Source organism: Rhizobium beringeri, from assembly GCF_004306515.1.
Lineage (GTDB): Bacteria > Pseudomonadota > Alphaproteobacteria > Rhizobiales > Rhizobiaceae > Rhizobium > Rhizobium beringeri.
In genome coordinates this window covers 265,991-283,601 of record NZ_SILG01000005.1, presented here as the reverse complement: position 1 = coordinate 283,601, position 17,611 = coordinate 265,991, and the positions used below count along the sequence as shown (strand labels likewise).

Here is a 17,611-nt window from a genome sequence, read left to right as displayed (position 1 = left end):
GTCTCCAATGAAAGAACGCAAGGGGCAGAACACCACCATTTGGCGGCTTTTCCTTGGGTTCGGTTAAGTTTTGACCGGCATTCGCACCGATCGGCAAAGTCTCTCTTTCCGCCGGACAGATCGCTTTGCTGTCCTTCGGTTCTTGAACCAGTCTCCAATGCGTGACCTGATGCCTGGGGCTTCGGTCACAGAGTGGCGTTCGGCTCCCGGTTTCCCATTCTCCTTGAGAAGCGCAGCCCAGTCCTGCCGGGCTCGCTAGACTGCCATCAGGACAACCGGGATATCGTCGACGCGCCTTCCATGGTGGCGGTGCCGCGCGGCTCGTAGGCGCGCTGGTCACGCAGGATCTGGAAGGCGATCGTCAAAAGCTTGCGCGCGATGGCAACCCGCGCCTTGTTTACTCCTTTGATCTTCAGATGCTCGTATTGGGCGCGCAGCTGCGGATCGCTGGCGATGGCAGGTGTTACCGCCTCGACGAAGGCCCAGCGCAGCCACTTGTTGCCCTGCTTGATGATCTTGCCGTGGAAGGTCTTGCCGCCGGAGGAATAGGTCGACGGCACAAGCCCGGCATAGGCGGCAAGCTTCTTCGAGTGGCGGAACCGCGATATGTCGTCGATCTCCGCATCGATCAGCCGGGCGAAGAACTCGCCGATGCCGGGGATCGTCTTCAACAGCTTGACGTTGGCATTGGCCTTGGTCATCGCCCGGATCGTTGCTTCCGACTGTTTGATCCGCATGTCGATGTCGCCGATGAAGGCGAGACCACGGTCAATCTGGATGCGGTCGATCTCAGACACGTTCACTTGAGCCAGCTGGACGCGGCCGGCCTTGCCAAACAGGTCGCCAAGCTTCTTCAATTGCGCCGTCTGCTCCGGATAGCGGTCGAACACCGTGACGATGCGGTTCTTCGTCATCGTGCGCAGGCGCACGTAAAACATCCGCTCGCGCAGCGCGACGCGAAGGTCCCGCGATCTCTCGCTTGGCGCCCAGGCTTCGGGTACCAGATCGGCTCTGAGCAGATGTGCCAGCACCGTCGCGTCGATCTTGTCGGTCTTGATCTTGGCGTCGGCGATCGCTTTAACCTTCAGCGGATGGGCGAGAACGACATCATCACAAATGTCGTCGAGCCAGTCGTACATCACCATCCAGTTGCGCGTCGCTTCGACAACCGCATGCGAGTTCTCCCGATAGCGTTCGAGAAACCCGCCCAGCGACTGTCGGTCGTTCTTCACCCGGCCGGATCTCAGCGTCTTGCCGCTGCTGTCCTGAACCACCAGGTGGCTGTAGGATTTGTGGTAGTCGACCCCGATATGGTATTCATAAGAGGCAGTCATGCTTCCAACTCCCTTATTGAGATCTTCGAAACCCCAATAGGATAAGCCGAAAGGCTGGAAGTGTGACTGTCCCTCGATCATCATCTGCATCTCAGTGATCCGTTCTCTCAACGGGCGCGGCCTCTTTCATGCCACCTCCTTGTTCGCTATCGGAAAGACCCGACGTAGGACGCAGGTCGTAAAGCCTTAGCCAATCCAGCTTTCGATGTTCGAGTAAGCGGCCATCTCGCGAGAAGCTGCCTCTGCCATTCGCCTTGAACCGCAGAGCGTGTCTGCGGATTCAAGGAGACGTTCCATCGAAAAATGCCGCAGTACGCACTTTGCGCCCGAGTGTGCTGGACTTCCCTGGAATCCTCAGCTTCGTGCGATCGTCATCACATAGGCGATTGCCAGTTAGATCAGATTTGCTGACGCAACTCGGCCCGAAGTTTGAAGTCAACCCGCCATCCACATTGAGGATCGAGCCGGTAATGTAGGAAGCGTCAGCCGAAGCCAGGAAGTAGGCTGCGTCGGCCACTTCTTCCGGTTCTCCAAGCCTGCCCATCGGGATCTGCCGCGCGACCCACCTCGACATGAATTTCGACCAGTGGGTGACGCCAAGTGTGCGGATATGGCCTGGAACGATTGTGGCTGTCCTTACGCCAAATGGTCCTAGTTCTGCCGCCATGCACCTCGTGAGCATTTCTATTGCCGCGTTGTATGCATCGGCGGTATGGCGAGAAGCGGGGCGCAGAAAATCCGCGCAGGCTCCGAGGTTGAGGATCACGCTACCAGGTCGCATCACCTTGATGGCCTCGCGGGCGCAGGTGAAGGCGCCGGTGAGATTGACACTCAGCCCCCGTTCAAAAACTTGCGAAACGTCTTCTATGGATAGGACAAACGCGCCCTTTGGTGCAGCGCAGTTGACGAGAATGTCAATATGGCCGTAGCACTGCCGCAGTTCGTCAAACAGCGCGACGACCTCGCTCTCTCGGGTGACGTCTGCCGATATTGCCAGATGCTTGTCACCAAGCGAACTCGCCAAATCTGCCGCTGCCTCGCCGTTTTTGTCGACGATCACCACAGTGTCGCCTCGTTCGGCAAACCGGCGAACGACAGCAGCGCCTATCCCTTTCGCACCACAGATGACGACCGCAATTCGCGCATGGGTGCCTTCAACGCGTCTTGGGGGCTCTGCATCGCGTGAGTTGTCCACTGTTGGATGCGCTTCGCCGGGCTGGTTGAATGACATCAAACCGCCATCCACGACCAGCGTTGATCCGGTAATGTACGCTGCCTGCACACTGACCATAAAACGAACTGCCCGAGCGACCTCGTCAGGCCGAGCCATGCGCCCCATTGGTATGCGGCTCCTGACTTGAGCAGAACGGATTTTGCCCGCGCGTTCTAACTCCGCAATCATCGGCGTGCGCACGTAGCCGGGCGCTACGGCGCACACGCGGATGCCGCGTGGAGCCCATTCGCATGCCAACACTTTTGTGATCGCGATCAAGCCCGCTTTTGATGCGGCATATGCGTTGCGATGAGGGTTGGCTAGTAATCCAGCGACCGAGGCGACGTTTGCGATCACGCCGCCAGGCTTCATTCGTCGCGCTGTCTCGCGCGCCATGATATTAGGTCCAACGAGGTTTACCCGAAGGGCGAGTTGAAAATCTTCGACATGGGTATTCGATGTCGCCACCAGGTCAGGCCCCACCGCCGCATTGTTGACAAGCACATCAATATGCAAAAACCGTTCTTCGATACGACTGTATAGCGACAGGATGTCTTCCTCGCGCGAGACGTCGCACTCGAGACAGAGATGCGGATACTCGAGATGGCGTGCCATCTCGAGCACGCCACTGTCAGGGAGATCTACGGCGACGACAGTGTCCCCGCCTGTGGCAAAAAGATCGACCAACGCGCGGCCAATCCCGCCTGCAGCACCCGTGATCACGACGACGCGCCCTAGCTGCTGTTTCATGAGAACTCCTCTGCACGCTGAGTGTCGGGCCTCGCTGCAGGAGCCCGGGAATGCAACGTCGGCATTTTCCTGAGGCAGAGCCGCATTCCGACCCTTTCTTTAGGAACGCGTCTGCACAAGTGAAGCAACGCTGGGGCCGTTCTCTCAGGAAAACGTTGAGACGAGATCTCTTTGTACTCTCGTAATTGCTCCGCCAACACCGGGCTCTTGCTGGATGAGCACGTCGGCGGCGCAGATATGAAGATCAAGAGACAACCATTTGTGCGCATCGTCTCTAAGCAGACACCAGGGGGAGGAAACGGTGGATGTTGCAGATCAATCATGGTCATTCGCCTCCGATGTTGGTCCACATCTCGGGCTGGTGCCTTTGAGAAGCGCATAAATCGGATCATTCGGATGCGGCGCTCCAATTGGCCGTCGTGATGCGAACCTTTCGCTGTCAGGCAGTCCGGGTGGGATCTGCTGCTCAATCCAATCGTAAATCACTGTTCGGGCTATGATGCGCCACTCCCCTTCCCGCTTGTGGAACAGATCGCCGTAGCGGCCGCACAGGAGCACCTGCCGTATCTCACCGCCTGCGTCCGGTCCACGTTGAAGCGCCGTGAAATAGCTCTCGACCGTGGCCTCTGACGGGCTGGAGAATTCAATCAGTATATTCGCTATCTGATGAACATTGCGCGCCTCGGTCTCGAAGATGCCAAGCGCAAGTCGGATAAAGCCCTCGGATGGTCCAGAATAGCCCCCATGGTTGTCATGCGCATCCGGCCAGTACGCGCTGCGCAGCGCCGCCTCATCCCCCCGGTCAATCCCGCGGCAATACCGGTAGAGGCAGTCTCTGATGGCCTCGCGGTCGAGTAGCTCACTGATATTGGCTTCGTCCATTGTTTTTCCCACCATCGTTGAGTTTGTTAGGACCAGTCAAAATTAAATATTTGAGCCCGAGTACATGACCCCGATGGGTCATCGGCGACATACCTCTTTGATTCGAAAGGTGGGGATCCGAGTCAGCCAATCGCGGTTAGCAATCATCGTTGCGCAGGAAACGCTCCCTTACGCATCGACAGTCCTTCGAAGTCCACGTCTTTCGTAGCCACGCGGTAATCTGAACGGTTGAATAGGCACGCAACAATTCTTCAACTGCGGTTGCGATCCGGGTCGGCTCTCTCCGCAGCGATTCCTGATCCTCCGGATTGCGTGCGAGATAGGCCAGGTCTAAGCCTAACGCGGCAGCGACCGTGTCGAGTCCGGCACCCAAGAAGAGTACGCCGATGCCCCGGACTTCCTCATCTGTCAGGGAACGAGCCTGGACCTGCGCGTGCACGATGTATGTCGTGAAATCGGCAGCCGATTGCTGCCGACGGCTCGCTGCAAGTTCGTCGATGAAACTTACGATTGATTGGGCCGCTTCGGTACGTTTAACATCATTGCCGTGGAGCAAGTCGCTCACCCAACCAATGAGCTCGTCGGATCCGCTGTTTGAGAGCCCCATAGAGCCCAGGTAGACTTTGACTTTGACTGTGAATAGAAGGGCGAAATCTTTCATGACGCCACATCCGGTGCTCCGAGCGATCAGATCGATAATCGCACTTGCTTGCTTACGGACATTCCGCTCCAATGCCATAACTCCCCTCAGGGAGAACTGCGGATCTAAGAGTGCACGAAAAATGCCATGGGCCCATGGTTGGAGTTCCAGCGGGATCATTGGCCAGTTTTCACCAAGTGCCGAGGAGAAGATGCTGCGATGGCTGGAAATAGTTTCGACATCCTCTAGCACCTTGCGCTGGTCGCACGCGCCCGTGATCACCCAGGTACCCCGCCTGTATCGAGTGTTAAAGGAGGAATAAAAAATGTGGGGCTCTCGATGGATCCGAGAAAAAACTGCGTGTGGATCTCGGTTCGCTGTTGGTGCCATGCCTGGGGACGTGAACAAGCTGAAGTCCCTCACCAAACTGGACCGAACATGATCCGGAATGAAATCGCTCTGCACTCTGTTTTCTCCTTCTGTGAACCAGCCGATCCGCGAAGCAGCGTCGCAAATCTCATACCAATTGAGACGAGGATCGGGTTTACCTCCGATTTCAACGGCTTAACTCAGATAATGATCTAGATATGATAAAAGGCTGTGTGGCGATTCCGACAAAGCCGACAGGAAGTGTCTTGCGACAGATGTCGGCGTGGCGGCTCAACAGAAAGAGGCCTGAGGCCGCGCGATGCACCGGATCATGCTCGCGCAACCACCGCTTGAACGGGTACGGGTCGTGGGTGCAGGCTGGCGACGTCAGTTCGGCGAAGGCGTCCGGGTAGGCGATGTTGTTTGATCAACGGCCGTAAAGTCGCTTGTCGGTAAACTCATGCAATTGCAGCGGTCACGGCTTTCCACTGCGCCATGGCGCGGATGCGATGAATATGGGTGGCTAGGGCTGAGTGTCTCTGGTGCGGCGCGACGAAAAGATTTCGGACTGCTGAAAAGACCGAGATGAAACGTTGCAAACCTCCGACGGATCGAAAGCCCTGCATCATCCGCTCTCGTTTTCGAAGCGGCACGTGAGAATTCTCTGCGCGATTGTTAAGGCCCTTGTGCGATCGATGTTCGACAGCGGGCATCACGTCCCGTTTTGCCGCTCCGTATGAGCGCAGTTTGTCGATGATGCGCTTCGGTGACAGGCCCTGCTTCTTCAGCAGCCTGACCAGCAATCTCTTGGCAGCCTTGGTATCGCGGCGGGTCTCGACGATCTCATCGAGAACGTAGCCGTCCTGGTCAACGGCGCGCCAAAGCCAATGTTTTTGACCGCCGATGGAAATCACGACCTCGTCCAGATGCCAGATATCCTTCCGCGACGGCTTCTTTCTACGCAACTGCTTGGCGTAGGCCGCCCCGAATTTGCGGCACCACCGCCGTATCGTTTCGTAAGAAACGACGATGCCGCGCTCCAGCAACATTTCCTCGACCAGCCGCAGGCTCAACGGGAACCGGAAATACAGCCAGACCGCACGGGCGATGATCTGCGGTGGAAAGCGGTGGTTCTTGTAGCTGATGGTCGATGAAGTCATCTCAACCGAATTATCCGCCACCCGTTAAGTTGCCGACAACGTGACATCGCCCCAAATACGGTTGATTGTCACACGAAAGCGTGGATAGTCACCGGGATGGAGAGCCGGAAATGAATCTCAACGATGACGACGAACACCTGATAGAAACGCTTTTCCGCAACGGCACGATTACCGTCGTGGGGGTGGTGCTTTCATTTTCCCTAGGCTTCCTTACGCAGTGGGCCAGCAATCCAATACCGTGGAGACTTGCCGACCTGCCGACGTTGGTCGTCATAACTATAGGCATCGTCTTTCAGCTGCGCTCCCTCGCTTTACTTTTGCAAACGTCATCACTGAAAAAAGTCGTCTACGACAAGGCAAGCCGGCTATTTCTGAATGGCGTGATCATCACTGGGTCTGGCGTTTTTCTGGCGATCCTCATTGACACGTTCCAGTTGCTGATGGAGCGTTAACCGACACTTGGATTGTGTCAGGCGAAATGAGAAACTGACCCCCTAACGAAATGAAGAAGTGCCCCCTCGTTTCACAACGAGGAGAGATGGATGACGAGCTTGATTTCAGCGCATCCTGCATTGTCGCGAACGATGCAGGGCGAAGGGCACTGTAAAGTTATCAGCGGATTGATGCAGCGATAGCTGGCCGGGACGGCTGTCAGGCTGCGGCGACACACGCGATTTTGTTCCAGATTTGCATGGCGGCGTTACGCAGGTCTCGATGTTGAGCCGATGACAGCGTATTGCGGGGAAAGTGGAACAGGTTGGCAATCGGATCATGGATGGAAACGAACCGCTGAAGCTGGCGTGCCGACTTGAAGCGTTTCATGGTCCTTTCGCGTCGTCGGGTCGGCTGGTGCGAATTTTCCGCTCGATTATTGAGGCCTTTGTGCGACCGGTGTTCGACACCGGGCATGAGGTCGCGCCTGGCGGCATCATAGGACCGGAGCTTGTCGGTGATCATGACCCGTGGTGTCCGCCCTTGAGCCTTCAGCAACTTACGCATCAGACGCTTTGCCGCCTTGGCATTTCGGCGGCTTTGCACCAGTACGTCGAGGACGAAGCCGTCCTGATCGACCGCACGCCAGAGCCACTGCTTCTTGCCATTGATGGCCACCACACATTCGTCGAGATGCCATATGTGGACGGCCCCCTCCTTGCAAGAACTCTTTGATGATTTGATCGGATCTCTTGCGTTCATATGTCCGGCCTTTTGTTGCGTTCACACATGAACGCTGGCCAAGATGGGTTCCGCGACGTGGGTTCCAAACACTTGATCGGCCTCGTTGGGCCACTGGCTACTACGGAGTGTACCGCGTCTCGGATCGATCGATCACACCATCTAATCGTTTCCTGCAAGTTCACGCATCAGCTCAGCACGGTAGCGTCTGTATCCTGTTCACCGTGACCGACTGATCTCTTCACGCCGCGCAGGCCAGAGCCGGGCGCGCAGCATTGCCCTTGTAAGCCTCGCCGGTCACCATCATTTTCCAGGCGATCCTGGCGATCTTGTTGGCCAACGCGACAGCCGCGAGTTTTGGGGCCTTGCGCTTGAGCAACTCGATGAGCCAGAGCGAAGCGTTCCTGCCTCTTCCCGCTCTCACCTGTCGAAGCAACGAGGTTGCACCCACGACCAATGTTTTGCGCAATGCCTCATCGCCGGCCTCGTAATGATACCGAGCCTGACTTTGCCAGCAGTCGAATGATCCTTGGGCGTCAGGCCCATCCAGGCGGCAAACTGCCTTCCAGATCTGAACTGTTCCGGTGCCGGCGCTTTCATCACCAGCAAGACCGCGCCGATTGGTCCGACACCAGGGATCTTTGCAAGACGGCGACATCATTCATTGTTGCGATACCAAGCCATCAGTTTTGCCTCCACCTCTTTCAGGCGCTCACCCAACTGCGCAAATTCCTCAACGAGAGACGCGAACAGCTCACGCGCCACAGCCGGAATGCTTTCATCAATCATGATGCGTTCCAGAAGGAGCGGAAGATGAGACATGCCTTTGGCCGCGGTCAGCCCGAACTCAGCTGGATAGCCACGAATCGTATTGGCAAGCTGCGTCTGTGCGGCGACAGCGCGCTCGCGCATGCCCACCAGCATCAGCGCGGCTTGCTGATCCGCACTCTTTACCGGAACGAACCGCATCGTCGGGCGGCTCATCGCCTCGCATAGCGCTTCGGCATCGGCCGCATCATTCTTGCCGCGCTTGACGTAGGGCTTCGCCAGTTGTGGCGCGATCAGCTTTACCTCATGTCCGAACCCTGTCAGCAACCGCGCCTAGTGATGCGAAGCGGCACAGGCTTCGATCGCAATCACGGTCGGTGGGCATGTCGCAAAGAAATCCACCATCTCCTTGCGGCGCATCTTCTTGCGCAGGATCGGCCGCTCGGCGGCGTTCACACCATGCAATTGAAAGACGTGCTTTGACGTATCCATGCCAATACGGATAATCTGATCCACGGGCGGCTCCTTCGTTTGAGATCGTTAACAGCTCACTCTGGCACATTTCGATGCCGTTCGGGGGCCGTCCACCCCAACATTTGTCGCCCCAGGCAGCCGGCTGACCGTCGCTTGATCTCCCGGGCGAAATGCCGTCCGAATTTCTCCGCCCAGCTTCGAATGGTCTGATGCGTGACGATGATGCCGCGGGCCGCCAGCATGTCCTCAACCATGCGCAGGCTGAGCGGAAAGCGCAAGTGGAGCCATACCGCGTGCGCAATGATCTCAGCGGGAAAGCGGTGGCGACGATAAAGCGGATCACGAGCAACTTCTGACATGGCCCATGTACGCACATCTTCATCAGCCGTCGGTTAACTTTACGGTGCCCTTTCGTAGCCACGCGGATAATCTGAACGGTGCGGTTTCCATAATCTACTCCTTCCGAGCGAGTGCTTTGATGCAGCCTCACTCTGCCAGAGCGCCTGTCGCTGTCTCATGGGATCTAAAGCCGAAAGGTGCCCCTCACCCGCCCCGATCTGATCTTGCAACCCGGACCAGCCGGTCAGATCGGGGCTGGTCGCCCTACGATATGGACCTCAAAGTGACACTTCTACTTTGCACGCGATCCGGACATTCCAACTTCCCCGCCACATAATCAGCTTGCCCCCTGTCCCAGCCGTGACAAGGACTTGAACTAAGATGCCCCTGACCACTTCGCGCCGCCTACTTTGGCTCTGCCGGTCGGGATCACTTGTGCAAATTGTAGCGGCCGACCGCCTTACGAATCAACTTCTTGGCGACATTGACGTCCTGCCAGCCGGCTATCTTCACCCACTTGCCGGGCTCCAGATCCTTGTAGTGCGAAAAGAAGTGCTCAATCTGCTTCACCAAGATATCCGGCAGGTCGGTATAGTTCTCAACCTTGTCGTAGCAGCGCGTCAACTTCGCCACCGGCACGGCGATGATCTTGTCGTCCTTGCCGGCATTGTCTTCCATGACCAGAACACCTATCGGACGCACACTGATGACGCAGCCCGCAACGAGCGGCCAGGTGTTCGCAATCAGGACGTCGATCGGCTCACCGTCTTCTGACAGCGTGTGCGGCACGAAGCCATAGTTTCCCGGATAGGTCATCGAAGTGGAGAGGAAGCGGTGTGCGACGAGTGCGCCGGCTTCCTTGTCCAGTTCGTACTTGATCGGCTTGCCGCCGACCGGCACCTCGACAACGACATTCACCTCGTCCGGCGGGTTCTTGCCAACGGAAATCGCTTCGATACGCATAGGGCCTCCTTTTGTTGAATTTAGGCGCGCAAGCTAGCCCACAGGATCAATCGCGTGAAATCGACCTCTGGATCGCAAACGATGAGGATTTTCTGCCCGAGTTCGACAAGGGCGGCGAGCGTATTCTGGGACGTAGTGGATTTGCCAATGCCTCCCTTTCCGTAAAACGCGATCTGACGCAGAGCAGCCATTATTACTTCCTTTTCGTGTTCGAACCGACCGAGGTGATGCCGCGACATTGGCCGCGGCTGCTTCCGTCGCAGCCCGAGAACAATTTTCAAGCGTCGTGCCAATTGAGCTGATTGATAGAGCAGAACGGAAACTGGTGCTCCCGCAAACACTTAGAGGGATAAAATACCGGACCGAAGAATCCTAAAGCGTGTCACGAAGCCGACAAAGGTGACGACAATGTCGCACACAAGTCGTCAAGAGCCAGCAGAGCGTAAGCCGCAATGCGCATGCATTTCTTAGTCGAATGACCTGCACTTGATGCAAATGCTGGCAGTGAAAAGCCGCGCTGCACTCCGGTGAGAGAGGATGGCCATCTTTGCCCGGAGACACCGTTTCGGGTTGACATTCGCACGATCGAACGTAGTTTTCAGGCGCAACGATAGCGCATCGCGGTTGCCGATATCAAAAGGGGTGCCGCCGCAATCAATCGACGGGCTCTCAAGCTCGGTAATCGAGAATATCGCACTTGGCGAATTCGATCCGGACATCGCGAAGATCCTGCAAATATGCGATCAAGTAGGGTTACGAAAGCCAATCGAATGCTGGCCCAGCGGCCTTCAGACCCGTCTGGGCGAGAATGGTGTACGCCTCTCCGGTGGCGAGAAGCAGCGCCTTGCGTTGGCTCGAGCTCTCTACCGGGCGATGTTGTTTGATCAACGGCCGTAAAGTCGCTTGTCGGTAAACTCATGCAATTGCAGCGGTCACGGCTTTCCACTGCGCCATGGCGCGGATGCGATGAATATGGGTGGCTAGGGCTGAGTGTCTCTGGTGCGGCGCGACGAAAAGATTTCGGACTGCTGAAAAGACCGAGATGAAACGTTGCAAACCTCCGACGGATCGAAAGCCCTGCATCATCCGCTCTCGTTTTCGAAGCGGCACGTGAGAATTCTCTGCGCGATTGTTAAGGCCCTTGTGCGATCGATGTTCGACAGCGGGCATCACGTCCCGTTTTGCCGCTCCGTATGAGCGCAGTTTGTCGATGATGCGCTTCGGTGACAGGCCCTGCTTCTTCAGCAGCCTGACCAGCAATCTCTTGGCAGCCTTGGTATCGCGGCGGGTCTGGACGATCTCATCGAGAACGTAGCCGTCCTGGTCAACGGCGCGCCAAAGCCAATGTTTTTGACCGCCGATGGAAATCACGACCTCGTCCAGATGCCAGATATCCTTCCGCGACGGCTTCTTTCTACGCAACTGCTTGGCGTAGGCCGCCCCGAATTTGCGGCACCACCGCCGTATCGTTTCGTAAGAAACGACGATGCCGCGCTCCAGCAACATTTCCTCGACCAGCCGCAGGCTCAACGGGAACCGGAAATACAGCCAGACCGCACGGGCGATGATCTGCGGTGGAAAGCGGTGGTTCTTGTAGCTGATGGTCGATGAGGTCATCTCAACCGAATTATCCGCCACCCGTTAAGTTGCCGACAACGTGACATCGCCTAGCCGACTTCGTGTTGATTCCAGTGACTGACGCCCAGGGTGGTGATCGCAATCAACGCGGCACCCACTGGTCGCTGCTGCTCCTTGATCGCCGCGATCGAAACAGGCCGATTGCCTATCACTACGACTCCCTCGGCGACTACCACGACGCCGCTGCCCAACGGGTCGCAGGGACGGTGGGAGCCGCCAGGGTGATCCGAATGGGGATGGCCCAGCAGAAGAACGGTCGTGATTGCGGCGTCTTTTTGTTGGAGGCGGCGCAGGCGCTGATTGGACAATTGATACGAGGACAGCCCCCGCGGGACCTCGACAACCTCGTCCCCGATCGGCGAGCACTCCAGGCCCGATTGCAGCGCTTGACCTGACAGCAGGGCAAGCCCACGACAACCGGATAGCAGAACCGATGGCACCGTAACGTTAACCGGGCATCGATCAAAATGTGGGATCTGGCGGCATGACCAGATTTTCCCGTGATACTCTTTATCGTCACCACCGATTTCCGGCGCAGGTGATTGCCCATGCCGTTTGGCGGGCCTGTCGCAAATTTTTGCGCTTAACGTATGTTGACCGTCGGAGGAGAAATTTCCGCTCCAAATGTTGTGGAGCGTGCGGATGATTCTGAATGCTATTGCCGAAAAGCTGAAACGGCAGTCGAAGGATGATTTCAAAGGCAGGCATTTCGAGGCATGGCTGATCGTACAGGCGGTCACCTGGTATTTGAGATATCCCCTGAGCTATCGAGATCTGGAAGAAATGTTCGAAGAGCGCGGCTTCGAGGTCGATCATAGCACGATCAACCGCTGGGTATTGAGCTATGCGCCGATGATCGAGAAGCGTCTTCGCCAGTTTCGCCGGCCGCATTGCGGATCGGTTCGGATTGACGAGACCTACGTTAATACCAGCGTGAGCGACCTGTGACTCTTTTTGAGGTTTCCAAATCAGTTGATTTCTGAATCAATACCGCAAACGGAGGTTTGCGGATGACATCAGGAATTCCACTGCGCGATGACTTCGACGGCTTCGCTCTTCGGGCGTTGGCCAAAGGCACGAAGGATGCAGCACAGGCTCGGCGGCTTCTTGCCCTTGCCGAAATCTATGATGGCCATTCCCGCAGCGATGCGGCCAGGATCGGAGGCGTGACCCTGCAAATTGTCCGCGAGTGGGTTATTCGCTTCAACGCGCGTGGCCCGTAGGGCTCATCAATGGCAAAGCACCCGGCAATCAAGGAAAGCTTTCCGACGTGCATCGCCAGGCTTTGGCAAAGATCGTCGAAAGTGGCCCGATACCGGCGGTGCATGGCGTTGTGCGCTGGCGGCGCAAGGATCTTGCTCAATGGCTGTTCCAAGAATATCAGATATCCGTCGATGAAACGACCATTGGCCGCGAATTGAAGGCGCTCGGCTTTGCAAAGCTGTCTGCCCGCCCGCGCCATTACGCCCAGAACGAAGGCGACCTGGAGAGTTTTAAAAAAACTTCCCCGCCACACTGGCAGCAATCAAAGGCAGGCTCCCGAAGAACGTCGAGATCGAGCTCTGGTGGGCCGACGAAGCTCGGATAGGCCAAAAGAACAAGATCACCCGGCGATGGGCACGCAAGGGAACAAGGCCTTCGGCACCACACGATCAACGCACGATGTGGACCTATATCTTCGGCGCTATCTGCCCCAAGAAGGGCAAAGGTGCGGGTCTCGTTCTTCCCTACTGCGACACCAGCGCCATGAACCATGCATTTGATCGAAATCAGCCAGGCCGTCGATGACGGCGCTCATGCCGTGCTGATCGTTGATCAGGCGGGGTGGCATGTCACGCCGAAGCTCGACGTGCCCAACAACATCACACTGCTCTTCCTGCCGCCACGATCGCCCGAATTAAATCCCGTCGAGAACGTGTGGCAATTTCTGCGTGACAACTGGTTGTCCAACCGGATCTTCAACGATTACGAGGACATCGTCGCCCATTGCTGCGACGCATGGAACAAGCTGGTCGCTCAGCCGTGGAAGATCATGTCGATTGGAATGCGTGACTGGGCGCACCGGTTTTGATTAGCGCTCGTTGGTATAAACCAAGGAGTGTCTTCTCGAAGTGCCGCCCAAATCGAGGCCCGTTTGCCCCTTTTAATATAGGTCCCCGCGCCCTGCTCGGGATTGGAAACACCCAGCCTCACCGCCTCAGAGTCTTGGATACGCCACACCTGCGTTCCGGACCCATCATTGTCCTGGCGAAGATAGTGCGTCGGCGGCTCCTCTTCTCTCGTTCCGTCGCTCATCCCGGGCCGCCCTCGACGTCATCGTTCCAATTCATATCTCTACACCACGCCGAAGCGCTCGCGCATTTCAGCGGTGCGTAACCACGTGTCACCGGGCAAGCGTTCGATGAATGCCGCGAAAACGCTGGTAAATGACTGGAGGGTCGTTTGGTCGGTCAGAGCTTCGGCCTGCTGTGTTGGAAGCAATGGCTGCATGTCGGTCAGAAAGCGCGGCCGGGCAAGCTTCGCGAACATCCGTTGCTCAGCCTGTGCCCGCGTGATGACCTGGCCCGAAAGTGCGACGTAGCGGCCAAAAAAGTCAGCCACTTTCTCCACATTCAGGCCCTCAAACGTCTCTAGGCCATGCGCCAGGTCATAGAGATCGCGACCCTTCTCCCGCTGCAGCAGCGCGCGCAGTTTGGTGGCCAACATTTCCTCACGGGAGAATGTCGGGACGGACGCATTCCCGATGAACCATGGATTGGTCACGCCGAACGGCAAGTCGATCGGCGGATCATACGCTTCGATCTCGCTGATGTTGGTTTCGACCTTGAGGCGGATGGGGACGCCGCCGCCGTCCTCGGCCTCAATCCGGAATTTCAACTTGGGTGCGACCGGACTTGACTCGTACTGACCGTGTCCAAGCCACGGCTCGAGGACGACACGCAAGGCGTCCAGGACCGGGCCGATCGGCCCGGCCTCTGTGCGCACGAGATCAATGTCTTCCGAGTAGCGCAGCGGAGCCGGGAAGTGCAGTTTATTGAGGGCTGTGCCGCCGCGAAACCTCAAGGCTTCGCGCAAGAAGGGGTCGGTGAATATCGCGACCACCGCCCGGCTGATAATCAGATCCTGTTCGATCTGACGTTGATCGGCCCAAGGCGCGACATTGCCCCACGCGACAATATTCTGAGCTGGTATCATTCATCGGCCTCCGGATAGCGGCGGACGATGACCCGCCAACGCGGGTCGCGCTCGAGCACTTCAGTAGAAAAGTCGGGATCGCCGGCTTCTTTGCGGTCCAGCTCCGTCCAGGGCAGGTTGCCGCGGTCTTCCAAGGCGGTACGCATCGACGCCAGGCGTGGGCCGTGACCCAGCCTGTCGAGAAGGTAGCCGAGGCGCTGCACGACCGGCCGTTCGGTGACGCGTGACAGGTTAGTCAGGCTTTCGAAATCAATCTGCGGCGCGATATCCCTGAGGACAGTGAAGATGTTATCAAGACCGCCGGCGCCACGAGAATACCGCAGAATGTCGAGCGCTGTGAGAGCTGGTGACGACACTCTCATCGAACCTGTCTCGGTTTTCTTGTCGACAACGCCCGCGGCGACGGTCTCCATATCCTTTCGGTAGTAGAAGACGACGCGGTTGCGACCGGCCCTGATCTTGGGGAGCCGTTTGGCCGCCACGACTTGAAACTCCATCACGGCCTGATGCGTTGCACCGTGCAGTTCGGCAGCCTTAAGCAGACCGACATAATAGGAATTCCCCTCATGGCGCATCAGCGCGTCAATGTACCAGGTTGGTGGCGGAGCGCCCAATGACATGAATTGTGGAGGGATGACGATATAGAAGTCGTGGCGCGGGTTGAGGAGTAGTTTTCGACGCTGCAAACGCTCGGCTGAGTCCAGGAACGCGCCACGATTGATGCCCAGCGCTTCGATCGCCTCTCGGCCATCAAAAACTACCCGCCCCTGGGAGAGCAAGTTTGATGTATAGGCGGAAAGCGCGGCCCGTTTATCGTGAATCATGTCCAATTATCCGCTCTATGCGCAGACATTGCAACACGCTTTGTTTTCATGGATGATTCATGTTCAAATATCCGCGATATATGCGGATTTTCCCACATGATTTCTCTCGATAGCTTGCAAATCCAGCCGTTGCGCGGACCTTCGCTTTGCACGCCGGAAGGGACTCCTGCCAAAGCGACGCTGCGCATGCCGAATTTCAATCCCCTGACCGCGGGCTATTTCCTGAGCCGTCAGACGCTCGTTCCCTGCACGACCCGATCGCCAACCTCTTTCACGTTCCCCGCCACGATGTTCCATCCACCCACCATCGAGAACTGCGAGCAACTGCCATGCAAGCATGGCGCCAAATCGCGCCCCTTCACGCCGAATGAACCAAAGCCTCACTCCCAGATCTTGTTTTCACAGCGTTAAGTTTAGAGTGCCGCATCATCAGGACGGCTCGGAAGAAGAACTGAGACACGCCTCATGCTGACATGCCGAGCCTGCGGCATCGAACCCTTGGCCTACTTGCGCCATCTTCTCGGCGAGTTGCCCCAGGGCGGAGCAGATGCCGACATCACCGATCTGCTGCCCTTCAACTTCACCAAACCCGCCGCTGCCTGAACCGATGCGACCGTCTGACAGCGACCAACGTCAAACTGGCCGCGTCAATGCGCATGGAAACGAGCGCTTACAGTAAATCTACTCATTTACCTCGCCCAAAAATGATTATAGCTGAATTGGTGTCTTCAATAACACTCGCCTCAGTTGGAGCTGGGCCAAGAAGCGGTCCAAACGATTGGAGGCACCGTAAACTTAACGCTGTGAAAACAAGATCTGGGAGTGAGGCTTTGGTTCATTCGGCATGAAGGCGCGCGATTAGGCGCCATGCTTGCATGGCAGTTGCTCGCAGTTCTCGATGGTGGGTGGATGGAATATCGTGGCGGGGAACGTTAAAGAGGTTGACGACCGGGTCGTGGATGGAAACGAAACGCTGAAGCTGTCGCGCTGACTTGAAGCGCTTCATGATCCTCTCCCGTCGTCGGACGGGTTTATGAGAGTTCTCCGCCCGATTGTTCAGGCCCTTGTGCGAGCGATGCTCGACGCCCGGCATGATCTCTCGCTTTGCTGCGCCGTAGGACTGCAGCTTGTCGGTGATCATCACACGCGGCGAACGGCCTTGGCCTCCTGCTGTTGCTTCAAATGGAGGTTACGATGAGGGAACAACGTTGGTGGACGCAGACGGCCCTCTTCCCCGGTGTGCTTGCTATCGCGACATCATGGATCATTCCTTCCCTCTTCCCTCCGTCGTTGTCGTCGTTAGCCGTTGACCTTGCACCATCTGGCGTGGGGTTGGCGGTTCTGGCTATCTCAAGCCTAGGACTTCCGCATTGGAAACGATTGGCTCTTGCCGTGTGCCGTCCGACCGTTTCCGAATTCTGATCTGGTCTGAGTGGTGGATAGGTATGTCTTCAGAACCCGAAAAGCATGTCTCCCAAAGTTCGGCCCGGACTGCGGCCCATATCTCAGCATCGGTGCATCAGCGTGTTGATTTCGAACTACGTCGGCTGGAGGGTGGCAAGTGGCGGCTTCGGGTCATTTCCCAGCAAGGGTTATATTGGATGAAATCCATGAACGTGGGCTCTGGCGAGGACGAGCTTCATCTTAACCTGATCGCCGCGAACGATTTTCTGAGAAGTGTTCGACGTCACGGCCTCAAGACGGAATACATCGGCCCCCTGGGTCGTTGTCTGCTGTGAGCCGGTCGGTGTCGCCATTGTTAAATAGGCCCGGAAGCATCCTCTACCGGGCGAGGACGGCATCTTATGCGTGGTCCATCGCTGAAATGAGATCAGGGAACTTTGCCATGTATGTCGCCAGCAGCAGGGGATCATTGTCCAGGACTGGAA

Annotated in this window: 9 protein-coding genes and 15 pseudogenes; 9 read left to right on the top strand and 15 right to left on the bottom strand. The window is 57.1% G+C overall.

The annotated features are described in order from the left end of the window. Positions 1–266 precede the first annotated feature (266 nt). The 6 genes and pseudogenes from ELH03_RS34155 to ELH03_RS34130 all read right to left on the bottom strand — a co-directional run bounded on the left by ELH03_RS34155 (position 267) and on the right by ELH03_RS34130 (position 6,395). The gene (locus tag ELH03_RS34155; protein WP_128405665.1) at positions 267–1,334 is read right to left on the bottom strand and encodes an IS110 family RNA-guided transposase; all 1,068 of its coding nucleotides are present in this window, start codon (positions 1,332–1,334) and stop codon (positions 267–269) included. 280 nt (positions 1,335–1,614) lie between these two features. Continuing rightward, on the bottom strand, positions 1,615–3,297 hold the full coding sequence (locus ELH03_RS34150; RefSeq protein ID WP_065277605.1) for an SDR family oxidoreductase: 1,683 nt from the start codon (positions 3,295–3,297) through the stop codon (positions 1,615–1,617). Positions 3,298–3,612: 315 nt separating this feature from the next. Next, positions 3,613–4,179 (bottom strand): nuclear transport factor 2 family protein, encoded by a 567-nt coding sequence (locus ELH03_RS34145; protein WP_065277606.1) that lies wholly within the window; start codon positions 4,177–4,179, stop codon positions 3,613–3,615. After that, positions 4,157–5,284: pseudogene (locus tag ELH03_RS34140) on the bottom strand (cytochrome P450). The gene ELH03_RS34145 and the pseudogene ELH03_RS34140 overlap by 23 nt, the downstream one beginning before the upstream one ends. A 178-nt stretch (positions 5,285–5,462) precedes the next feature. Continuing rightward, positions 5,463–5,606 (bottom strand): annotated as a pseudogene (locus ELH03_RS38340) (cytochrome P450); the annotation flags it as partial. Positions 5,607–5,646: 40 nt separating this feature from the next. Continuing rightward, a pseudogene (locus ELH03_RS34130) lies at positions 5,647–6,395 on the bottom strand (IS6 family transposase). 63 nt (positions 6,396–6,458) lie between these two features. Between ELH03_RS34130 and ELH03_RS34125 the strand changes: the two are divergent. Then, complete coding sequence (locus ELH03_RS34125) at positions 6,459–6,800, top strand: hypothetical protein (protein WP_018496486.1); 342 nt, start codon at positions 6,459–6,461, stop codon at positions 6,798–6,800. A 105-nt stretch (positions 6,801–6,905) separates the two neighbouring features. Here ELH03_RS34125 and ELH03_RS34115 read toward each other — a convergent pair. The 5 genes and pseudogenes from ELH03_RS34115 to ELH03_RS34095 all read right to left on the bottom strand — a co-directional run. Next, positions 6,906–7,479: pseudogene (locus ELH03_RS34115) on the bottom strand (IS6 family transposase); the annotation flags it as partial. Between the two features lie 283 nt (positions 7,480–7,762). Continuing rightward, positions 7,763–8,805: pseudogene (locus tag ELH03_RS34110) on the bottom strand (IS110 family RNA-guided transposase). 95 nt (positions 8,806–8,900) lie between these two features. After that, positions 8,901–9,122, bottom strand: a pseudogene (locus ELH03_RS38335) (IS6 family transposase); the annotation flags it as partial. A 409-nt stretch (positions 9,123–9,531) separates the two neighbouring features. After that, the gene (ppa, locus tag ELH03_RS34100) at positions 9,532–10,065 is read right to left on the bottom strand and encodes an inorganic diphosphatase (RefSeq protein ID WP_130806979.1); all 534 of its coding nucleotides are present in this window, start codon (positions 10,063–10,065) and stop codon (positions 9,532–9,534) included. 41 nt (positions 10,066–10,106) lie between these two features. Continuing rightward, positions 10,107–10,256: pseudogene (locus ELH03_RS34095) on the bottom strand (ArsA-related P-loop ATPase); the annotation flags it as partial. A gap of 457 nt (positions 10,257–10,713) precedes the next feature. Between ELH03_RS34095 and ELH03_RS34090 the strand changes: the two are divergent. Continuing rightward, positions 10,714–10,935 (top strand): annotated as a pseudogene (locus ELH03_RS34090) (peptidase C39); the annotation flags it as partial. A gap of 45 nt (positions 10,936–10,980) precedes the next feature. On the opposite strand, the pseudogene ELH03_RS34085 reads toward ELH03_RS34090, so the two are convergent. Beyond that, a pseudogene (locus ELH03_RS34085) lies at positions 10,981–11,729 on the bottom strand (IS6 family transposase). 15 nt (positions 11,730–11,744) lie between these two features. Between ELH03_RS34085 and ELH03_RS34080 the strand changes: the two are divergent. From ELH03_RS34080 to ELH03_RS34065, 4 genes and pseudogenes are all read left to right on the top strand, one after another. Continuing rightward, on the top strand, positions 11,745–12,098 hold the full coding sequence (locus ELH03_RS34080; RefSeq protein WP_130806977.1) for a Ulp1 family isopeptidase: 354 nt from the start codon (positions 11,745–11,747) through the stop codon (positions 12,096–12,098). Between the two features lie 89 nt (positions 12,099–12,187). After that, positions 12,188–12,301, top strand: a pseudogene (locus tag ELH03_RS38710) (IS6 family transposase); the annotation flags it as partial. A 44-nt stretch (positions 12,302–12,345) separates the two neighbouring features. Next, positions 12,346–12,627: pseudogene (locus tag ELH03_RS34070) on the top strand (IS6 family transposase); the annotation flags it as partial. Positions 12,628–12,713: 86 nt separating this feature from the next. Then, positions 12,714–13,774, top strand: a pseudogene (locus tag ELH03_RS34065) (IS630 family transposase). 263 nt (positions 13,775–14,037) lie between these two features. Here the strand turns inward: ELH03_RS34065 and ELH03_RS34055 are convergent. Beyond that, entirely contained in the window at positions 14,038–14,898 is an 861-nt protein-coding gene (locus ELH03_RS34055) for a nucleotidyl transferase AbiEii/AbiGii toxin family protein (RefSeq protein ID WP_065277634.1), read from the bottom strand. Beyond that, positions 14,895–15,722: a type IV toxin-antitoxin system AbiEi family antitoxin domain-containing protein gene (locus ELH03_RS34050; protein WP_017969035.1), complete on the bottom strand. Its 828-nt coding sequence runs from the start codon at positions 15,720–15,722 to the stop codon at positions 14,895–14,897. The genes ELH03_RS34055 and ELH03_RS34050 overlap by 4 nt, the downstream gene beginning before the upstream one ends. Before the next feature lie 242 nt (positions 15,723–15,964). Here ELH03_RS34050 and ELH03_RS38330 point away from each other — a divergent pair. Together ELH03_RS38330 and ELH03_RS34040 are read left to right on the top strand one after the other, a co-directional pair. Continuing rightward, positions 15,965–16,093, top strand: a pseudogene (locus ELH03_RS38330) (IS6 family transposase); the annotation flags it as partial. A 91-nt stretch (positions 16,094–16,184) separates the two neighbouring features. Continuing rightward, positions 16,185–16,325: pseudogene (locus tag ELH03_RS34040) on the top strand (transposase domain-containing protein); the annotation flags it as partial. A gap of 232 nt (positions 16,326–16,557) precedes the next feature. Here the strand turns inward: ELH03_RS34040 and ELH03_RS34035 are convergent. Further along, positions 16,558–16,884 (bottom strand): annotated as a pseudogene (locus tag ELH03_RS34035) (DDE-type integrase/transposase/recombinase); the annotation flags it as partial. 208 nt (positions 16,885–17,092) lie between these two features. Between ELH03_RS34035 and ELH03_RS34030 the strand changes: the two are divergent. Next, positions 17,093–17,461, top strand: coding sequence for a hypothetical protein (locus ELH03_RS34030; protein WP_130657432.1), 369 nt, complete (start codon positions 17,093–17,095; stop codon positions 17,459–17,461). The last annotated feature ends 150 nt before the right edge of the window (positions 17,462–17,611 follow it).

What these genes read in the sequence shown, in the direction of transcription:
- ELH03_RS34155 (WP_128405665.1), bottom strand. Translation starts at nt 1,334, where the DNA reads ATGACTGCCTCTTATGAATACCATATCGGGGTCGACTACCACAAATCC.
- ELH03_RS34150 (WP_065277605.1), bottom strand. Translation starts at nt 3,297, where the DNA reads ATGAAACAGCAGCTAGGGCGCGTCGTCGTGATCACGGGTGCTGCAGGC.
- ELH03_RS34145 (WP_065277606.1), bottom strand. Translation starts at nt 4,179, where the DNA reads ATGGACGAAGCCAATATCAGTGAGCTACTCGACCGCGAGGCCATCAGA.
- ELH03_RS34125 (WP_018496486.1), top strand. Translation starts at nt 6,459, where the DNA reads ATGAATCTCAACGATGACGACGAACACCTGATAGAAACGCTTTTCCGC.
- ppa (WP_130806979.1), bottom strand. Translation starts at nt 10,065, where the DNA reads ATGCGTATCGAAGCGATTTCCGTTGGCAAGAACCCGCCGGACGAGGTG.
- ELH03_RS34055 (WP_065277634.1), bottom strand. Translation starts at nt 14,898, where the DNA reads ATGATACCAGCTCAGAATATTGTCGCGTGGGGCAATGTCGCGCCTTGG.
- ELH03_RS34050 (WP_017969035.1), bottom strand. Translation starts at nt 15,722, where the DNA reads ATGATTCACGATAAACGGGCCGCGCTTTCCGCCTATACATCAAACTTG.